This window comes from Paractinoplanes hotanensis (genome assembly GCF_023717965.1).
Lineage (GTDB): Bacteria > Actinomycetota > Actinomycetes > Mycobacteriales > Micromonosporaceae > Actinoplanes > Actinoplanes polyasparticus.
Map to the genome: position 1 here is coordinate 1 of NZ_JAMQOL010000130.1, position 1,147 is coordinate 1,147.

Below are 1,147 nucleotides of genomic sequence, written 5' to 3' on the forward strand. Positions count from 1 at the left end.
TGCCGGCGAGCACATAGTACGTGTGGGTGGTGTCGACGGTGAGGTCGCGCATCACCTTGGCGCCGGTGAAGTTGTGTACGGCGGTGACGTACTGGATTTGGCCGTCGGGGCCGACCAGCGTGGACGTGCCAGGTGTCAGTTCCGCGGCATCGACCCAGTCGCCGGTGGTGGCGTCCCAGAACGGGTGGTGAGCAGTCGTCTCCAGCGTCGACTCAGTCGGGCCGCGCGTACTCCGGCCGCCCTTGCCCTCACCCTCCGTCCGGGTCACTCGGTCCGCCGCCGGTGCGGTCGACACCGTGACATCCGTGAGTTCGGTGTCCCGGTTGGCGTGCAGCAACGTCACCGACTGATCGCTGTGCTCACCCGTCTTCGGGTTCGTAGTCGCAACCTCATCGCCGACATTGACCTCATCGATCGGGCGCGTAGTGCCGTCCGCCATCAACACCCGAGTCGAAGGCTCGAAGCTGTGCTTGCACGCCGGCTGGGGACTGTTGTCGTCCAGCTTGACGAAGTTGCGCTGCTCCGGAGCCTGCCTTTCCGCGGCAGGCTGCTCCCGCTCCGGACGATCCGGCTTCGCCGACTTCTGGTCCGGCTTCTCGACCTTCTTCGGCTTCGTCTTCGGCTTCGGCGGCTTCGCGGGCTGGGCTGGCTTCGGCTTCGGGCGTGGCTTTGCCTTGGGCTTCGGCTTCTTCTTCGCCGGCGGTTTGATCTTCTTCTTCGGCGGTTTCGGCTTCTTCGGCACCTTCTGCATCAAGTCGCTCAGGTGCTTCCGGGCCTGGTTCATCAGCATCGCCGCACGGTTCATCATCGTGCGCGCACCGTCGATGATGCGCCGCCACATCCGATAACCACTCAAGGCTCGGTCCACGGCCCGATACAACGACTTGGCCATCTTGAACGCCTTGATCGGCCCCAGGAAGTTCGACGCCAGGTCCACACAGTCCCAAGCGCTGCCCTCCAAGCAGCCCATCAACGAGTTGTAACCGATCATGTCGAGCAACATGCCGACACCGACCTGCAACAGAATGTCGAACAACGACGTCTGCGACTCACGCTCAGCCCGCTGGTAATCGGCCTCCTGCCGGGCGATGTCCTCACCGGTGAACCGCACATCACGCTGATGCTGGTCCATGTCGCGGTTGTACTG

At 63.8% G+C, this 1,147-nt stretch carries 1 protein-coding gene; it reads right to left on the reverse strand.

What is annotated here, in order from left to right:
• A partial coding sequence (locus LXN57_RS47715) for a Hint domain-containing protein (RefSeq protein WP_251804966.1) occupies positions 1-1,132 on the reverse strand: 1,132 nt, incomplete at its 3' end.
• Between the last annotated feature and the right edge of the window lie 15 nt (positions 1,133-1,147).